This window comes from Streptomyces sp. AM 4-1-1 (assembly GCF_029167625.1).
GTDB lineage: Bacteria > Actinomycetota > Actinomycetes > Streptomycetales > Streptomycetaceae > Streptomyces.
On sequence record NZ_CP119145.1, the window covers coordinates 350875 to 368465 of the forward strand.

At 74.8% G+C, this 17591-nt stretch carries 10 protein-coding genes; 2 read left to right on the forward strand and 8 right to left on the reverse strand.

Annotated features, from left to right (window positions below):
* Positions 1-144: 144 nt before the first annotated feature.
* From PZB75_RS01665 to PZB75_RS01680, 4 genes are all read right to left on the reverse strand, one after another.
* Complete coding sequence (locus PZB75_RS01665) at positions 145-2121, reverse strand: AfsR/SARP family transcriptional regulator (RefSeq protein WP_275533482.1); 1977 nt, start codon at positions 2119-2121, stop codon at positions 145-147.
* Between the two features lie 305 nt (positions 2122-2426).
* Positions 2427-5357 carry a LuxR family transcriptional regulator gene (locus tag PZB75_RS01670; RefSeq protein WP_275533483.1) on the reverse strand — a complete coding sequence of 977 codons (2931 nt, stop codon included), beginning with the start codon at positions 5355-5357 and terminating at the stop codon, positions 2427-2429.
* 72 nt (positions 5358-5429) lie between these two features.
* Positions 5430-5627, reverse strand: a complete 198-nt coding sequence (locus PZB75_RS01675; protein WP_275533484.1) for a hypothetical protein — start codon at positions 5625-5627, stop codon at positions 5430-5432.
* Between the two features lie 101 nt (positions 5628-5728).
* Positions 5729-8668, reverse strand: coding sequence for a type 2 lanthipeptide synthetase LanM family protein (locus PZB75_RS01680; RefSeq protein ID WP_275533485.1), 2940 nt, complete (start codon positions 8666-8668; stop codon positions 5729-5731).
* 515 nt (positions 8669-9183) lie between these two features.
* Between PZB75_RS01680 and PZB75_RS01685 the strand changes: the two genes are divergently transcribed.
* Positions 9184-10464: a lycopene cyclase family protein gene (locus PZB75_RS01685; protein ID WP_275533486.1), complete on the forward strand. Its 1281-nt coding sequence runs from the start codon at positions 9184-9186 to the stop codon at positions 10462-10464.
* Entirely contained in the window at positions 10461-12059 is a 1599-nt protein-coding gene (locus tag PZB75_RS01690; protein ID WP_275533487.1) for an FAD-dependent oxidoreductase, read from the forward strand. Before PZB75_RS01685 ends, PZB75_RS01690 begins: the two co-directional genes overlap by 4 nt.
* A 108-nt stretch (positions 12060-12167) precedes the next feature.
* On the opposite strand, the gene PZB75_RS01695 is transcribed toward PZB75_RS01690, so the two are convergent.
* The 4 genes from PZB75_RS01695 to PZB75_RS01710 form a co-directional block, all read right to left on the reverse strand.
* Positions 12168-13244 carry a DUF5914 domain-containing protein gene (locus PZB75_RS01695; RefSeq protein WP_275533488.1) on the reverse strand — a complete coding sequence of 359 codons (1077 nt, stop codon included), beginning with the start codon at positions 13242-13244 and terminating at the stop codon, positions 12168-12170.
* On the reverse strand, positions 13241-14341 hold the full coding sequence (locus PZB75_RS01700; RefSeq protein ID WP_275533489.1) for a phytoene/squalene synthase family protein: 1101 nt from the start codon (positions 14339-14341) through the stop codon (positions 13241-13243). The genes PZB75_RS01695 and PZB75_RS01700 overlap by 4 nt, the downstream gene beginning before the upstream one ends.
* The gene (locus PZB75_RS01705) at positions 14338-15891 is read right to left on the reverse strand and encodes a phytoene desaturase (protein ID WP_275538543.1); all 1554 of its coding nucleotides are present in this window, start codon (positions 15889-15891) and stop codon (positions 14338-14340) included. The genes PZB75_RS01700 and PZB75_RS01705 overlap by 4 nt, the downstream gene beginning before the upstream one ends.
* Positions 15892-16095: 204 nt before the next feature.
* Positions 16096-17358 carry a polyprenyl synthetase family protein gene (locus tag PZB75_RS01710; protein ID WP_275533490.1) on the reverse strand — a complete coding sequence of 421 codons (1263 nt, stop codon included), beginning with the start codon at positions 17356-17358 and terminating at the stop codon, positions 16096-16098.
* Between the last annotated feature and the right edge of the window lie 233 nt (positions 17359-17591).

The window sequence follows — 17591 nt, forward strand, 5'->3', positions numbered from 1 at the left end:
CCGATCGACGAGTGGCCGACGGGTGACGAACGGCGGGCGGGCACGGTGACCGGGCCCGCCCGCCGACCGGACCGGGCCTGTGCGAAGGCCCCTCCCCCGTGCCCTTCGCGCATCCCCCTACTCGTCCTGTTCCCGTGCCCGTTCCTACTCCCGTTCCTGTTCCCGGGCGTGCAGACAGGTCAGCCGGGGAAGCGCGTAGAGCGCGGCGTGCGCGGTCACCTCACCCGCCGGGGAGGTGACCGCTCCGGCGTCGATCAGCGCCTCCACCGCACGCAGCGCGGCCCGTTCGGGGCAGCCGAGCGCCGCCTCCGCCTCCGGCAGGGTGAACAGCGCCTCACGCGGCAGCTCCGCCAGCCGGCCGAGGGTACGCCTGCCCTCCTCCGTCAGATCCCGCCAGCCGGAGTCGAGCCGGGCCCGTACGGACACGTCGCCCGCGATCAGCTCGTCCAGGGCGGCGGCCGGGTCGGCCAGCCGGGCCGCGTACTCGCCCAGTGGCAGATGCCTCAGCACGGCCAGCCGCATCCCGCTCACCCGTACCGCCAGGGGAAGCAGTCCGCAGGCGTCGCCGATCCGCAGCGCGGCGGCCCGGTCGGTGTGGACGCGGCCGGGTCCGACGATCCGGCTCAGCAGTTCCAGCGCCTCGGCCGGGCGGAACGGCGGTACGGAGACTCGGCGCACCGCCGCCAGTCCGGCCAACTGGCCCCGGGCGCACACCACGACGGAGCTACGGCCCGTGCCGGGCAGCAGGTCGCGCACCGCGCTCTCCCCCGGGGCGTCGTCCAGCACCACCAGGGCCTCGCGCCCGGCCAGCCACGAACGCCAGGCCGCGGACGCGGACGCCGGATCGTCGTGCGCCGGATGTCCCGTCAGCCGGGCCAGTTCCGCGAGCAGGTCGGTGCGCGGGCGCGGCACCCCTTCGTCGGTGCGCATCCGTACCAGCAGCCGTCCGTCCGGGAAACGGTCGCCGAGCAGGTGGGCGGCCCGGACGGCCAGCGCCGTCTTGCCGACGCCCGCGGGCCCCGACAGCACCACCGCCTCGCCGTCGGCGGAGCCCAGCACGTCGAGCAGTTCGCGCAGCTCCTCCGTCCGGCCGGTGAAGTCCGCGGTGTCGGCGGGCAGCAGTGTGCGGGTCGCCGGAGCGGCGGGCCGGGCCCCAGCCGCGCGCCCCGCCGGCGCGGGGCGCCCCTTGGTGAGGATCGACCGGTACAGCGCGGCCAGGGCCGGGCTCGGTTCCAGTCCCAGCTCCCTGGCCAGCAACTGCCGGTGCCTGTCGTAGACGGCCAGCGCCTCGGCCTGCCGGCCGGACAGGTGCAGGGCGTTCATCCGCGCCGCCTGAAGGCGTTCGCGCAGGGGGTGTTGTTCGGCCAGTTCGGAGATTCCCTCCGTCACCGCTGTGGCGTTGCCCAATTCGATCTCGGTCTCGGCCCAGTCCTCGTACACCCCGAGACATCGGGCCTCCAGCCGTTCCGCCTCCGCCTCGATCTCCGGCGAGTGGCGAAGGCCCCGCAGCGGCGGCCCCTGCCACAGGTCGAGTGCCTGGCGGAGCAGCCCGGCGGCGGGGGCGAGGGCGCCGTTGCCCGCGGCCTCCCGGCCCTCTCGGGCCAGGGACCGGAAGCGCAGGGTGTCCAGCTCGGGTTCCGCGACGCGCAGCACATAGCCGCCGCAGTCGTGGACGAGCCGGTCACGGCCCCCGGGGCCGAACAGGGCGCGCACGGAACTGATGTAGACCTGGAGGTTCTTGCGCGCGGTGCGGGGCGGCTCCTCCGGCCACACGGCGTCGGTGAGCACGTCGACGGGGACAGGGGTGTTGGGCCGGCTCAGCAACACGGCGAGCACCAGCCGCTGTTTGAGCGGTCCGAGCGCGATCGGCCGTCCGCCGGTCTCGCCGGACAGGGACCCGAGGAGGGAGAACCGTACAGCGCCGCCGAGCACCGCGCCGCCGGACGTCGCGCCGGTGCGTGCCGGGCCGATGAGTGACCTCTCGGTGCGTGACACATCGACGGGCGCCCGGCCGGTGAGCGCCGTGCCCGTCGACGGCGCGGCGGCCGGCGCGGGGCCGGACGGCCGGGGGCGGCGGTACGTGGCGGCGGGCGCGGGGCCTGCGGAACGTGTCACGGTCATCGGCGGACCTCCGGGGGTGAGGGCGGGGCGAGCGACTGCCGTGCTCCCGTCCGATCCTCCGCGCACCGGCCACCCGGTGCATCGGGGCGACGCCCTCATGTTCACCGGCGGCGCCCCGCCGAAACGGGCCGGTCACCCCCATGTTGGGTGCTGGGCACCCATGTTCGGGCCACCGCGGGCCGGGGAACGGCCCACGGTCCCGCGTTCCGGGGCCCGTTGACCGGGACCGGCCCCGCTTCCAGGACCACGGCCCGTCCCCAACCGGCCTGTTGTACGGGTGGGCCGTCAGCCATCGCCCGTGGTGATCAGCCGCTGCCCGTGGCGAGTTCGGCGGCCAGTTCGGCGGAGAGCGCGCACAGGGCCGCCCGGTCCGACCGGCCGGTCTTGCCGAGCAGGCTCGCCATGTGCTTCTCCACCGTCCTGGGTGAGATGCACAACCGCTGGGCGATCTGCTGATTGCCCGGACGGTCGGCGAGGAGGACGAAGACCTCGTACTCCCGCGGGGTCACGCCGTGCGTGCGCAGCGGGGCGGGTATCCGTTCCCAACCGCCCCGGTGCTGCGCGACGCTCACGCCGGCCTGCCGCAGGGACGCCCGGCAGGCCCCGGCCACCGGCTGGATCTCGGCGGCGTAGAAGAACTCCTCGGCGGTGCGCAGCCAGGCGACCGGGTCGCCCCAGCCCTGGAGGAGCGCCGCGTCGGCGACCAGCCGCAGGCCCAGGTGGTGGGCGAGCGGAAAGGTCTCGGCGGTCCGGCCGGCGGCGCGGACCGCGCGGACCGCGCCCTCGTGGTCGCCCTCGCGGCCGAGCAGCACCGCCTCGGTGAGGCGGAGGAACTGCTGGTTCCAGGCGAGCGCGGCGGCCGGCGCGGCGACCGCGGCCTCGTACTCCTCGCGCCCCGCGTCCCCGGCGAGGACGGCGAGCAGCGGGTACAGACCGTACCGGCCGCTCAGATAGAAGAAGCTGGGGTGGCGTTCCTCCCAGGCCAGCGCGGCGGCGAGTTCGGTCCTGGCCCGGTCGGCGTCCTCGTCGAGGAGGGCGCCGACGCCCCTGCAGAGCCCCAGCTGGAGCGGGACGAGAAATGATTCCTCGCCGCCGACCTGCCGGAATCTCGCCAGTTCGCGTTCCATGTCCCGTCTTCGTCCCCGGTGCGCCGCGAGGGTCGCCGACGCGAGCAGCAGATAGCGGTGCGCGGCGAGGTTGCGGAGCCGGGCGCTGGCTTCGAGGGACCGCCCGATGATGTCCCGGGCGGTGTCCCACCGGCCACGCATGATCGCGTTCATCGCCAGCATGCCGTCCACCGTCTGGGTGAGCACGATCGCGCCGAGCCCGCCGGCCGCCTCCCTGGCCGCCTCCAGACGGGTGGCGTCGCCGGACCGCATGAAGGCGTTGGCGCCCAGCCGCAGCAGTGCCTCGACCCGCCAGACCGGCAGGGCGTGGCTCTCGGCGACGGCGAGCATCCGCTCCAGACAGGCGTCCGCCTCGTCGAAGCCGCGTTCGCGGGACAACAGCGCCAGCAGTTGCCATGCCTGGCAGGCGACCACCGGCAGTCCCCGGTCCTCGGCGATCTCGGCGGCCCGCCGGGCCGTCCGGTAGGCGTCGGCGAGCTGTTCACGGCCTCCCTCGCCGGGCAGCAGCGCCAGGTGGCCTTCCACCACGGCGAGCGCGGCGCGCTGTTCGGGGCGGGGTTCCGCACCGAGGAGTGTCTGTACGGTCCTGACCTGGAGCAGCGCCTCGGGTCCGCGTTCCGCCATGACGGCCGCCCAGGCGAGCCGGGTGTGGAGCTCGATCCTGCGCTCGGCGGTCTCCGTGCCCGGGCGTACCGGGCTGAGGATCGCGGCCAGGGCGAACGCCCGGTCGAGTTCGCCGGACTCCGCCTGGGCGACGAGGAGGGACTCGGTGACGGCGGGGCGGTCGGCGTCGGCGGCGAGGCCGTGGGCGCGTTCCAGCAGGACGACGGCGGAGTTGAAGGCCCCCGCCGCGAGCGTGCGGCGGCCCGCCTCGGCGTACTGGAGGGCGGCGCCGGCCCGGTCGCCCGCCGCGAGCCGTAACGCCGCGACGAGCTGACGGCGGTCGTCGGTCGGATCGGGGTCGCCCTCCTCGATGGCGAGCGCGGCACGGCGTGCGACGGCGGCCCGTTCGGCGGGGGCGAGCGAGGCGATGAGCGCTTCGGCGGTCAGTGCGTGCCGGAAGGTGTAGCGGTCGGGCGCGGCGCCGTCCGGGACGATCACGTTGGCCTCGACCGCGGACCTCAGATGGCTGAAAAGGGTGCGGTCGTCGTGTCCGGTGATGAGCTGGAGGACGGCGACCGAGAACTGGTTGCCGAGCGTGGCGGCGGTCAGCAGCAGATCCCGGACCTGGTCGTCGAGTTGGTCGATCCTGCGGGCCCAGCTGCGGACGATGGTGGTGGGCACCCCGGCGATGAGGTCGTCGGACGCCCCCCACCGGCCGTCGGTCTTCCACAGCGCCCCGGAGTCGAGCATGTCGGCGAGCAGCACCTCGACGAGGTACGGGTTGCCGCCGGCCCGCTCGGTCAGTCTGCGGTGCACCACCTGGGGCAGTTCGTCGGGGTGCGTCTCCAGGCAGATCGCGGTCATCTCACGCACGGATTCCGGTTCCAGCGGCCGGAGTTCGCTGACGGTGGCGGTCTGCCGCTGCTCGGTGGCGCGGACGAGGTCCAGGGCGGGACCCGGCTCGGGACGCAGCGTGCCGACGAGGAGGACGGGCAGGTCGGCGACGTTGTCGACGAGGTATTCGACCACCGCGACCGTCTCGGTGTCGGTGTCGTGCAGGTCCTCCAGGAGCAGTACGCAGCCCTGTTCGCGGCCCAGTACGGCCAGCAGGCGCAGCAGCGCCTCGGCGAGCTCGATGACCGTCTCGGGGTAGCCGGGAGGCACGCTTCCCCGCCATTCGGGGACGAGCCTGGCCAACGCGGGGCGGTACGGGTCCAGTTCGGGGTCAGTCGGCGGGCCTGTCGCCCTGAAGCGGGAGGACAGTGCCTCGATGAGCGGGCGGAACGGCACGACCAGCCCGGTCGACGTGGCCCGGCCCCGCAGTACGGGCAGGCCGAATCCGTAGGCCTGGTAGGCGCATTCACCGACCAGCCTGGATTTTCCGATACCCGCCTCGCCGATCAGGAAGACCGCGCGCCCCGAGCGCTGTCCGGCAGCGTTCAGGGCGCCGCTCAGCAGGCCGATCTCGTCCTCCCGACCGACGATGACCGACGAAGTGGTCCGCATGGGCGCAGGGTACTGGAGCCTTCCTCGATCGGGCAGGGCGCACTATCGGCCACACCTGAGTGGTGCGGTCCCTCAGAGCGGGGACGTCATGGTGGTGAACGGCAGATCGTGGGTGTATCCGGCGATCCGGTCACCACCGCCGAGCAGCCGGCTACGGCGGCCGAGGGCCCCGCCCGCCCCCAGCAGGACCTCCCCGGCGGGGTGGTCGGCGACCGCGGCCGGTCTCGGTCCGCTCTGCTTCCAGTCCCGTACCAGCTCGTTGTTGTCCATGGTCCTCAGCACTTCCTCTCGTGAACGTGGCGATGGGGCGTCAGGTCCTCTTGCCATGTGCCGTGTGCGTCGTTCGGGCAGTGGTGGGCGGGGTGCCGCTGTCAGTCGGCGGGGGCCCGTCCCGCCGACGGGGTGAGGAGGAGCGCGGGCGGGGTGCGTTCGGCGAAGCCCGCGCGGAGCAGTCCGTGCCCGATGCCGGCGAGTCCGGTGAGCAGTCCCGGGTGGGGGACGTGTCCCGGTGTCCCGCAGCGTGGGCCCGCTCCGTCGGTTCCGGCCAGCAGCGCGCCCGCCCGCCGGACCCAGTCGGCGCGGGTCTGCGGCAGCGCCTCGTGACCGAGCAGTTCGAGGATGCCCAGCTCGCCGTGGCACAGGCTGTCGTCGTGCGGTGGGCGGGTCTTGGCGACGGCGGCTGCCGTGCCGCGCGCCCAGGCGCCCAGCCGCGGGTCGGCGAGGGCCGCGGGGCTGTCGGCGACGGCGAGCGCGATCCCGGTCCGGCCCCGGCACCAGGAGCCGGACCGGTCCGACGCGGCGGTCGCCGCCCGCAACGCGGCCAGGCCCTTGCGCCGGTGTCCGTCGCCGCCGCCCGCCTCGGCGAACCGGAGCAGCGCCCAGCCGAGTCCGGCGGCGCCGTCGGCGAAACCGGCGGCGGTGGGCAGCGGAGCCTCGGTGATCCGGGCCGCGCAGCGCTGGGCGCCCTGCCACGCCTCGGCGTCCCCGGTGTTCCGGTGGGCGGCGAGCAGCGCCACCAGTCCCCCGGCCACGCCGCTCCGTACTCCGTACTCCGTCTCCGTCTCGGCGGCGGTGCGGGTGAGACGGACGGCCGAACCGGCCCATTCGCGGATCTGCGGATCGTCGAGCAGCCGCGCCACCTCGGTCAACGCGTAGGTGATGCCGCCGAGTCCGGCGAACGCGCCGGAGCCGAGCGGACCGAGTTCGTCGGGGAGGCCGTGCAGGGTGGCGAGCAGTCCGGGCACGGCGGTGAGGGCGCTGCGAGCGGCCTCCGCGTAGCGGTCGGCGCCGGTGAGGGCCGCGAGTTGGGCGAGGAACAGCGCCGGGCCGGTGTATCCGCCCGCCAGGTCGGCGGCCATCGGGCCCAGTCGCCAGTAGCGTTCGCCGAGCAGTTCGAGGCCGATCCAGTTGGTGCGGTCGTGGCCGTGGTAGGCGAGTGAGACCAGCAGGTCGCCCACCGAACGGGCGGCCGAGAGCAGATGTTCGGGTTCGGGGGCGGTGGCGGCGGTCCGTTCCCGGGCGGCGCCCGCGACGTGGTGGGCGAAGGTGGCGGACGTGCTCACCATGGCGGCCCTGATGATCCACTCCTGGTCCTGGCGGTCCACCGGGCCCAGGGCGGCCAGCTTGGCGTCGACCCTGGCCAGGCCCGGTTCCGCCGACGGGCCCGGCAGCCGCCGGCCGGACGCGCTCCACAGATCGGTGCTGTCGGGCCGGGTGGTGAACAGGGGTACGTCCCCGGCCCACAGGTCCGTCAGTTCGTCCTCGACCAGCACGGGCAGCCCGGCGCCCAGCGCGTCGGTGTGGAGGAGTTCGAGGACCTTCTGCCGCTCGTCGGCGTTCCTCAGCAGGTCCGGGTGGGTCGATTCGTCGAGCAGTGTGGCGTAGACGCGGGTGGGCCGGGCCACCACCCGGACCGCGTCCCCCGCGAAGGCGTGGAGCAGCCCCTCCGGTCCGGTCAGCTCCGCGCGGGCGGCCCTGACCGCCTCGTACCCGGCCCGGAATCCGGAGAGAAGGGCCTCGGTGTAGGCGGTCGGGTCCACGGCGGCGCCGAGCAGCCGGGGCTGGTTGGAGGACTCGGTGAAGCGGTGGGCTCGGCGCACCAGCCGCATCTCGTCGGTGCCCGCCCCCGCCCAGTCGACCCCTTCGACGGGGGAGAGCGCGGCCCGGCCGCCGCCGATGCCGGAGACGTCGAGGGCGCTCTCGTCGCCGACGAACAGCTGGGGCAGCAGACCGACGCGGTACACCGACCGCTGGAGCGCCCGCGCCGCCGGGTCGTCCGTCCCGTCCGCGGGCTCGGCCGGGTGGAACAGGGTCTCGACGTCGACGAGGACCGGGTGTTCACCGCAGGCGATCACGTTCTCGTAGTGCAGATCGGTCCCGTCGAGGACGTGCAGCAGCGCGAGCAGTGCGCCCTGGCGCCGGTAGAACGACTCGACGAGGTCCGCCGAGGGACAAGGGCGCTCCTCGGCGAACTCGACCCAGCCGTACGTCCCCCGGTCGAGCAGTGCGAGCACCCGCAGGTCGGGGGTGCCGGGGAGGGTGTTGAACCACTCGGCCAGTTCGTTGAAATGCCGGTGCGCGCTCAACGGGCGTGGTTTGTACACGAGTCCGGTGCCGTCCGCGAAGCGCAGCAGCATGACGGTCCGCCCACCGTGGTGGCTGTCACCCGCGGCCGGGTCGACGGAGACCAGCCGGCCCGGAACCCGGCCGACGAGCGGTCCGGCGGCGAGCAGCGCCCGGTCGGCGGCGAGCCTGTCCAGCATTTCGGCGAGCGCGGCGGCGGCGTCCAGACTGGTCCGGGCGAGCAGCCGGGCGAGCACCGCGTACTCCGTGAGCAGTGCGGTGAGGCCGTCACGCCGGCCGGTGAGCCGGAGGAAGTCCCGGAAGCGTTCCGCCGGGGTGGCGCCGCCGAGCCGTCCGGACACCCGGGCGACGTTGAGTTCCAGTACGAGGGTGCGGGCGGCGATCCGGGCGAGCCTGCGGCTGAGGTGGCGTACGAAGTCCGCCCGGACCGCGGGGAGGTCGACGTCCCGGTCCGTACCGTCGGGCAGTGAACGCAGCGACCGCTCGACGGCGCACTCGGCGAACGGCGCCAGGACGGTCTCGAATCCGGCCAGGCCCGGCCGGCCGGTGTCCGCCGCCTCCGCCGTCCTCGGTTCGAGCGGCGCCGCGGAAAGCACTTCCTCCGTGAACGCCGCCCAGTCCGGGCGCGGTTCACGGTCGGACCGCCGCGCGGTCAGGCCCGGCCACCACCAGTCGTCCGGGACTTCGTGCCGTGCGGAGGGGCGCGGTCCCCCGACCGCGCCCCCCACGCCGGGGGCACCCCCTGCCGCCGTCCGGCCGGACGGCGCCGCCGTGCCCGAAACGTCCCCCGACGCGGCTCGGACACCCGCTGCCCCGGTACCCGGGCCCTCCCCCGTCGTGGGACGGCCGATCGCGTCCCCCGTGCGTATCTCGTCCGTTCCCGCCATCGCCGCACCCCCTTCGTCCCGGAGCACCGCCGTCCGCCGGCCTGCCCTCGACCGACATCCTTCCCCCCGCACCATCCCTGTGCATGGGGGCCCGTCCCCCATCTTTGTGCCGGGCGGCGCGCAGCATCCGCCCTGAGCCCGACGGTCCCGCCCGCACGGGCCCCCTGGAGTGAACTCCGTCCGGGGTGAACGCCGCCCGGCCGGGTAGCCGCGCGGGAGCGGCGCGAACGGTACGCGTGTTCCGGTGGGCGCCCCCGCGCGTCGCACACGTCCGCGCGGGGGCCTCCTGCGGAAGGATCGGTTCCGGGGCGACCGCGGTGGGCGGACCGTCCGCGAAGTCACCGGAGAGGAGCACCGTGCCGGAATCGGATGTCGTCATCGTGGGCGCGGGCGCGGCCGGGCTCTCCCTCGCGTACCGGCTGTGCGACCCGGCGGCGGCCGGCGGGCCCGTCTCCGTGGTTCTCGTCGACGCGCCGCCCGGACCGCTGCGGCCGCCCCCGCGGACCTGGTGCTTCTGGGAAGCGCCCGGCGGGGAGTACGACGCGGTCCTCACCGCGTCCTGGGACCGGCTGCGGGTACGGGGGGCCGACGGGGGCGCCGCGCTCGGCGAGCCCGCTCCGCTGCGCTACAAGATGCTCCGCTCGGACGACTTCGGGACGCTGGTCGGCCGGCGGCTGGACACCGCCGACCGGTTCCGCGCCGTCGAGGCGACGGTGGACTCGGTCCGTGACGTTCCCGGTGGGGGCGAGGTGAGGGGCCGTGACGCGTCCGGCGCGGAGGTCACCCTGCGGGCCCGCTGGGTCTTCGACTCCCGCCCGCCCGCGCGGATGCCACCGGCCCGCACCACGCTGCTCCAGCACTTCATGGGCTGGTTCGTCCGTACCGAGAGGCCGGTCTTCGACCCGGGGACGGCGGATCTGATGGACTTCCGCACGCCCCAGCCCGCACACGGACTCTCGTTCGGATATGTGCTGCCGCTCGGCCCGCGCACGGCGCTCGTGGAGTACACGGAGTTCTCCCGCACCGTGCTGGACACCGCCGGGTACGAGCGGGCGCTGCGCCGCTACACCGGGGAGATCCTCGGCATCGCGCCGTTCCGGGTCACCGCCGCGGAGCGGGGCGTCATCCCCATGACCGACGGCCGCTTCCCGGGGCGTACCGGACGTTCGGTGTTCCCCATCGGCACGGCGGGCGGCGCCACCCGGCCGTCCACCGGCTACACCTTCGCCGCCGTGCAGCGGCAGAGCCGGGCCGTCGCCGCCCGGCTGCTGAGCGGCCGGAGCCCCAGGACGCCCGCCCCGCACGGCGCGCGGTCCCGGGCCATGGACGCGGTGCTGCTCCGGGCCCTGGACAGCGGGCGGGTGGACGGCGCGGAGTTCTTCTCCGGGCTGTTCCGTACCGTTCCGGCGGAACGCCTGCTGCGCTTCCTCGACGGCCGTTCCCTGCTGTACGAGGACCTGTTGATCGGCCTGCGCACCCCGGTCGGGCCCATGCTCCGGACGGTCGCCGAGCTGCCGTTCCTGCCCCGGCGCCCCCTCTCGCCGCAGCCGTCCCGCTCCCCCGTGCCCGGCCGGGGAACCGCCCCGGGCACAGACCAGGACACCCCGAGAACGGATCAGGAAGAGGCCACTTCATGACCCAGCCGTACGACGACCGACGCACCGGCGTGACCACCCGCGGGGCGGCCCGGACGGGGACCGCCCCGCGGGGCAGGGACCGTCGGGCCGCGCTGCTGCCCGCGCCGCCGGGGCGCCACCGTTTCCCGGGAGAGGCGCCCGCGGTTGCCGTGATCGGCGGTGGCATCGCCGGGCTGGCGGCGGCCACCGCGCTGGCCGAACGGGGCGCGCACGTCACGCTCCACGAACGCGGACCGACCCTGGGCGGGCGTCTGGCGGGCTGGCCCGTGGTGCTGTCCGACGGCTCCACGGCCACCATGAGCCGTGGCTTCCACGCCTTCTTCCGCCAGTACTACAACCTACGCGGGCTGCTGCGCCGGGTCGATCCGGGGCTGGACTCGCTCACCGGTCTGCCGGACTATCCCCTGCGCCACGGTGGTTCCGGACTCCGTGACAGCTTCGCCCGGGTGCCGCGGACCCCGCCGTTCAGCGCCGTCGGATTCGTGGCGCTCAGCCCCACGTTCGGCTGGCGTGATCTGTTCCGGATGGACGCGCGCGCCGCGCTGCCCCTGCTGGACGTGCGTGTCCCCGAGGTCTACGCGCGGTTGGACGGGGTGAGCGCGCACGACTTCCTGGCGCGGGTCCGGTTCCCCGAAGCCGCCCATCATCTGGCCTTCGAGGTGTTCTCACGGAGCTTCTTCGCCGATCCTCGCGAGTTGTCGGCCGCCGAGCTGGTGCTGATGTTCCACATCTACTTCCTCGGGTCCAGCGAAGGTCTTCTCTTCGACGTGCCGAACGAGCCGTTCCCGCAGGCGCTGTGGAATCCGCTGCGCCGGTACCTGGAGGGGCACGGTGCCCGGGTACGCACCGGCACGGCGGTGGAGAGTGTGGCGCCCGTGCCGGGTGGCGGGCTCTCCGTGACCGCCGAGGGCCGGACGCGCCGCCATGACGCGCTCGTGCTGGCGCTGGACACGGAGGGGCTGCGCACGGTGGTCGCCGCCTCGCCCGAGCTGGGGGACGGACCGTGGCGTGCGCGGATCGGCCGGCTGCGGACGGCGCCGCCGTTCCTGGTGTCGCGGCTCTGGCTGGACCGGCGGGTGGCGCCGGAGCGGCCCGGCTTCCTGGGCACGAGCGGCTACGGCCCGCTGGACAACGTGAGCGTGCTGGAGCGCTGGGAGGGCGAGGCCGCCCGCTGGTCACGGCGTACCGGCGGCTCGGTGGTCGAGCTGCACGCGTACGCCGTCGCACCGGACGCGGACCGGGAGAAGCAGCAACGCCTCCTGCTGGACGAGTTGCACCGGGTGTACCCGGAGACGGCCCACGCCCGCGTCGTCGACGCCCGGCACGAATGGCGCGCGGACTGCCCGCTGTTCCCGGTGGGCGGTTACGCCGATCGCCCCACGGTGCGCACCCCGGACCCATGGGTGACGGTGGCGGGCGACCTGGTCCGCACCGAGCTGCCGGTGGCCCTGATGGAACGCGCGGCGACGAGCGGATTCCTCGCCGCCAACGCGTTGTTGGAGAAGTGGGGCGTCCGGGGTGTCCCGTTGTGGACGGTGCCGTCCGAGGGCCGGTCGGCCGCGCTCCGTGCACTCGCCCGGCTGGGCGGACGCTGACGGTCCGTCAGGTGCCGGGCGGGGCGCGCCGGCGGCCGCCAGGTGTGCGTGACGTCCGGCCGGTGGACCGGACGCGTCATTCGGCCGGTCGCGCCCGGTGCCCGGTGGTCAGCCGGGGAACCGGCCGTCGGCGCGCAGCTCCCAGCGCCGGTGCGCATAGGCGAGGTCGTCGCGCCACAGCCGGCCCGCCGACAGCCGCATCAGCGGACGCAGGAGCGGCGCCGCCGACCGGGCGACCGCGAAACCGCGGCGGTCCGACGCGGCGATCAGGGCCTCGACGACGACCGTGCGCGGCCGGCCCGTACGGTCCGGGCCGAGCGGGGTGGCGTGGGTCTCGACCACCGAACCCCGGCCCTCGCCCTCGGTGATGCGCATGACGACCGTACGCGGCCCGGGGGCGGTGAACACCGCTCTCACCGGCACCACCACCCGCCCCGCGAGCTTGAACGAGACGTCCACCGCGAAACCGTCCGTGTCCGGCCGCCGCCCACCGCCGTCATCCGCACCACCGTCATCCGCGCCACCGGTGTCCGACGCGCCGGGAGCCGCCGGTGCGGGTGTCCCGACGACGGTGAGATCGACGAAGGTGTACGGGTGGAACCACGCGCCGTGCCACGGATCGAGCCGGTTGGCGACCACGTCCTCCGGCTCGCAGACGCCCCGCCCCTGGTAGACGGCCGCGAGGGCCGATGCCTGGTGGGGCCGGTCCGGGACGAGGGGCCGGTCCAGCGGGGTCTCACCGCCCACGTGATCCAGCCGGACCCAGACGAGGACCCCGTCGTCGAAGACCGGGTACGGCTCCCATCCGGCGAACGGCGCGCCGTCCAGGGCGAGTCCGTGCCAGTGGCAGACGAGCGTGCCGCAGCGCACCCGGCTGTCCCGCAGCGGTGCGCCGAGGTGCGGGCAGGCTCCCTGCCCCGCTCGCGGGGTGCCGTCGGTGTCACGCCAGAGGACCACTTCGATGCCAGCCACGGTGCGGCCGAACGGCCGGCCGGCGGTGATGTCGCGGGACGCCCCGACGACGTACCAGTTGCCGGAGGGGCGGGCGAGTGCGCGCTTCAGGGCATCGGCGATGAGCGCCGGCCGGGCCTCACGCCAGGTGGGTGGCTGCCGCTCCCAGCGGACGGGGTGGCGTCGCAGGCTCAGCGGGACACGGCCGCGCCGGGACCGGTCGTCCGCCGTCACACCGGCTCCTTCCGCAGGGGCGTCGCCGCCCGGAGCGCCGCGGGGGCCGGACGGGCGGGGTCGGGATGGTGCGGCGCGGCCCGCCGTCCCCGCCCGGGGGCGGCGGCCCTGGCCGCCACTGCCCGGACCAGTCCGTGAAGGGCCACGGCGGCGCGGCGGCGTCGGGGCACGACCGCACGACGGTGCAGGACGGCGTATCCGTCGTCCTCGATCGCGTCGAGGATGCCGCCGTAGAGGACGAACGCGGTACGCACGCAAGGGCGTGACACCGGGTCGAGGAGGCGGAGGCCGGGAAGCGCCGTCAGGTAGACGCCGCGGTTGTGGGCGGCGGCGGCGCGCAGCGCGGCGGTGATCCTGGAGTCCCGGCCGCCGGTGGCCCGGCTCCACTCCAGGAGTTCCCGGTCCGCGCCGTGCGCGGCGAGGAGATCGGCCGGGAGGTAGAGGCGCCCTCGGTCGAGGTCCTCACCGACGTCACGCAGGAAGTTGGTCAGCTGGAAGGCGACGCCGAGCGCCGCGGCGTACGGCGCTGCCTCCGCCTCGGGCCCGACGGTGCCGAGCACCGGCAGCATCTCAAGGCCGATGACGGCGGCGGAGCCGTGCATGTAGTGGCCCAGTTCCTCGTAGGTGGCGTATCCGGTCACCTGGAGGTCGCTGCGCATGGAGGTCATGAAGTCGGCGAAGTGCTGATGGTCGATGCCGTAGGCGCCGGCCGTGTGCACGAGGGCTCTGATCACCGGGTCGGGCCCGGCGGCTGCGGACGCGGGTGCGGCGGCCTCGGTCACCTGGCCGAGGCGCCGCCGGGCGGGACCGGGGTCCGGGGCCCGGCGCAGTGCTTCCTCCAGCCGGTCCTGGAAGTCGCGGAGCGCGCGGGCGCGTTGGGCGGGGGTGGCGTCGCTGTCCAGGTCGTCCACGATGTCGTCGGCGCGGCGGGCGAAGCCGTACAGGGCGTGCACGGCGGGACGGCGGTCGTCGGGGAGCAGCCGGGTGGCGAGGAAGTAGGTCTTGCCGTGCCGGGCGTTGAGGCGGCGGCACCTGGTGTAGGCGTCCCGCAGGGCGGGCTCGTGGATGCCAGCCGCGTCGAGTTCGCGGGCGGTCATGCGGGGGTGCCTTTCGGGGTGCGGGCCTGTCGTCCGAGGGGGCGGGCGACGCGGGCGGCGGTCCCCGCTGGGCGCGGGCCGGTGATCCGGGCGGCGGCGAGTTTCCCGGAGATCAGTACGGTCGGCACACCGACGCCGGGGGTGGTGCCGCAGCCCGCGAGTACGGCGTTCTCCGTGCCGCGCACGAGGTTGCGGGGCCGGAAGGGTCCGGTCTGCGGGAAGGTGTGCGCGGCGGAGAACGGGGTGCCGGCCGCGTGTCCCTGGGCGGTCCAGTCGGCCGGTGTGACCAGGCACTCCTCCTCGATGGCGGCGGCGAGCCCGGGGAGTCCGCGCCGGTCGAGCGTGCCGAGCAGGGTGTCGCGGTAGCGGGGCGCCAGCTCCCGCCACTCAACTGCGCCGGGGCCGATGTCGGTGTTGGGGCAGGGTGCCAGGACGTAGTGCAGGTGTTTCCCGGGCGGGGCGAGGGCGGGGTCGGTGGCGGTGGGGCGGGTGATGAGCAGGGACGGGTCGCTCATCGGACGGCCGGTGCGGGTGAGTTCGTCGAAGGTCTTCTTCCACGCGGAGCCGAACGAGATGGTGTGGTGGGCGAGGCCGGGCCAGGTACGGCCGGTTCCCGCGTGCAGGACCACCGCCGACGGGGAGTGCCGCAGGGCGAGCGGGCGGTGCGGGGCCCGGCCCAGCAGGCGGTAGCTGACGGGCAGGTCGGGGGTGAGGACCACGGCGTCGCAGGGGATGCGGTCCCGGTCGGTGACGACGGCGGTGATCCGCTCACCGGAGCGTTCCAGTCGGGTGACGGTGTGTCCGTACCGGAAGTCGGCCCCGGCGTCGGCGGCCGACTCCGCCATGGCCCTGGGCAGGGCGTGCATGCCGCCGCGCGGGAAGTGGACACCGGCCACCGTGTCCATGTACGCGATGACGGCGTAGGCGGCGAGCGCGCGGGCCGGGGGAACGCCCGCGTAGAGCGCCTGGAAGGAGAAGACCCGGCGCAGTCTCTCGTCCGAGAGGAAGCTCCCGATCCGGGCGTCGAGCCGGCCGAAGCCGCCGAGTGCGGCGAGCCGCGCCAGGTCGGGGTGGAGGAGCGAGAACGGCGAGTCGAAGTTGGCGTCGATGAAGCGGCGCATCTGGACCTTGTAGAGCCGTTCGAGCCATACCCTGAGGCGGCGGTACCCGTCCGCTTCCCGGGCGCCGGCGAACCGTTCGACGGCGTCCTCCATGGCGGCCGGTTCGGTGTGCACGTCCAGCTCCGAGCCGTCGGCGAACCGGGCCCGGTAGGCGGGGTGCAGCGGGATCAGGTCCAGCCGGTCGGCGAGCCGGTCACCGACCGCGGCGAACGCCTCCTCGATCAGGTCCGGCATGGTCAGCACCGTGGGTCCGGTGTCGAAGCGGTAGCCACCGCGTTCCAGCAGCCCGGTCCTGCCGCCCGGCGACAGGTCCCGTTCCACGACGGTGACCCGACGTCCGGCGCCGAGCAGATGCAGGGTGGCGGAGAGACCGGCGAGTCCGGCACCGATCACCACCACATGGTCGGTGGGCTTCTTCACTGTCTTCACGGTCATCGAGGTGTTCCAGCTCTTCCAGCTCTTCCGGCTCTTCCGGGCATGGCGGGTGCGACGGGTGTGATGGGTCTGACTGGTGTTACGGATATGGCGGGTGTGACGGTCATGGCGGACGTGGCGGACATGCGGGCGTGGCGGGTGTAGCCGGCGCGACCGGCGTGGAGGGCATGACGGACGATGCCGGGTCCGCGGGGTTCATCAGTGGTGCTCGCTCTCTCCTCGGGCCGCCGCGGCCGTCCCGATCGCCGGGCGCGCGCCGTCACCGCCTTCGCGCACCCGCCCCGGAACCGCCCCGCCCGGCGAGGAGGCCGGTTCCGCGGACGCCCCCGCCACCGACGCGAGCAGGTCGCCGAGTCTGCGTCCGGCGGCCGGTTCCCAGGCCACGCCCGCCAGGCAGCGCGTGCCGTCCTCCACGAGGCGGTCGATCTCCTCCTCGACGGCGGCGCGGGCCCCGGTCGCGATCAGCGCGTCCCGTGCCCGCTCCAGACCTTCCTCGGTCAGACCGGCGTCCCCCAGGGCGGCGTCGATGGCGTTCCGGGCACGGTGGTCCCCCGTCACGTCGGCGCGCTCACGGGCCATGGCCATCAGATACGTCGGTTTCCCCTCGCGGATGTCGTCGCCGGACGGTTTCCCGGTCCGTTCCGGGTCGCCGAAGACTCCGAGCAGGTCGTCCCGGAGCTGGAAGGCGAGTCCCGCGCAGCGCCCCGCGGAGCAGAGCGCGCGGGTCGTGGGCTCGTCCGCGCCGGCGAGCGCGGCGCCGAGCGCGAGGGGCCGTTCCACCGAGTACAGGGCGCTCTTGAGACGGGCGGTGCGCAGGGCGTGTGCGGCGGTCCGGGTGCCGGTCGCCTGACCGTGCAGGTCCAGGTACTGTCCGGCGACCATCTCCGTGCGCATCGCCCGCCAGATGCTCCGCACCCGTCGACCGGGCAGTGGGGCCATCGGTGTGTCCGCGACGATGTCGTCGGCCCAGGCGAGGGAGAGGTCACCGACGAGGACCGCGGCCGATCTGCCGAAGGGCCGTCCCCGCACCGGATCGGGGCCCGTACCGAACTGCGCGGCGAGGTCCGCGTGCACGGCGGGTCTGCCGCGGCGCAGCGCGGAGCCGTCCATCACGTCGTCGTGGACGAGCGCGCACGTCTGGATGAGTTCCAGTCCGGCTCCCAGGCGGAGCGCCGCCCAGGTGTCCGCCGGGTCGTCTCCTCCGCCACAGGCCCGCATCGCCCACCAGAGGAATCCGGGGCGGGTGCGTTTGCCGCCGCTGAGCGTGAAGTCGGCGACGCGTTCGGCGATGTCCCGGGCGAAGACGGTGTCCACCGTTCCGGCCTCGCGGAGCCGTTCGCGCAGCACCGCCTCGATCGCCCGGCCGACCGCCCCGGTGACATCCGTGTCGACGCTCCGGGCGTCCGCGGGCACCGGTCCGTGATCGGTGCGGGAGCGTCCCTCCGCCCGGATGCGGCGCATCGCGCCTCCCTTTCCTCGTGTCGGTCGGCAGTGCCTCTTCGGTCCCCGTGCCCGGTTGGGGCGGTGTGGTCCGCCGCGTACCCGGAACCCGGAGGAGTACCCGCCGGACGGCCGCCCCGGTGGGTCGCCGACGGTCTTCCCAGCGGATCACGGCCGAAGGCCCATGGTGCTGCTGTCAGGGCCGTGACGCTCCCCGGGACGGCCGGAGGTGACCCGTTCGGCGGTCCTGGGCG

Excerpts from the sequence above, each read along its gene's own strand:
- PZB75_RS01670 (WP_275533483.1), bottom strand. The coding sequence starts at position 5,357 with ATGCGGACCACTTCGTCGGTCATCGTCGGTCGGGAGGACGAGATCGGC.
- PZB75_RS01690 (WP_275533487.1), top strand. The coding sequence starts at position 10,461 with ATGACCCAGCCGTACGACGACCGACGCACCGGCGTGACCACCCGCGGG.
- PZB75_RS01675 (WP_275533484.1), bottom strand. The coding sequence starts at position 5,627 with ATGGACAACAACGAGCTGGTACGGGACTGGAAGCAGAGCGGACCGAGA.
- PZB75_RS01700 (WP_275533489.1), bottom strand. The coding sequence starts at position 14,341 with ATGACCGCCCGCGAACTCGACGCGGCTGGCATCCACGAGCCCGCCCTG.
- PZB75_RS01665 (WP_275533482.1), bottom strand. The coding sequence starts at position 2,121 with ATGACCGTGACACGTTCCGCAGGCCCCGCGCCCGCCGCCACGTACCGC.
- PZB75_RS01710 (WP_275533490.1), bottom strand. The coding sequence starts at position 17,358 with ATGCGCCGCATCCGGGCGGAGGGACGCTCCCGCACCGATCACGGACCG.